Origin of the sequence: Pantoea sp. SIMBA_079 (genome assembly GCF_046940275.1) — a bacterium.
In the GTDB taxonomy this organism is placed as follows: domain Bacteria; phylum Pseudomonadota; class Gammaproteobacteria; order Enterobacterales; family Enterobacteriaceae; genus Pantoea; species Pantoea borealis.
Genome location: NZ_JAWRYR010000154.1, coordinates 1 through 304 on the forward strand (window position 1 = coordinate 1; position 304 = coordinate 304).

Here is a 304-nt window from a genome sequence, read left to right on the forward strand (position 1 = left end):
CCAGTCAGTGTTACCTAACCTTCAACCTGCCCATGGATAGATCGCCCGGTTTCGGGTCTATACCCAGCGACTAAACGCCCTATTAAGACTCGCTTTCGCTACGCCTCCCCTATTCGGTTAAGCTCGCCACTGAATATAAGTCGCTGACCCATTATACAAAAGGTACGCAGTCACCTAACAAAGTAGGCTCCCACTGCTTGTACGCATACGGTTTCAGGTTCTATTTCACTCCCCTCTCCGGGGTTCTTTTCGCCTTTCCCTCACGGTACTGGTTCACTATCGGTCAGTCAGTAGTATTTAGCCT

Annotated in this window: 1 rRNA gene; it reads right to left on the bottom strand. The window is 50.0% G+C overall.

Annotation, left to right across the window (positions count from 1 at the left end):
• Window positions 1-304 (bottom strand): 23S ribosomal RNA (locus SB719_RS19525); the annotation flags it as partial.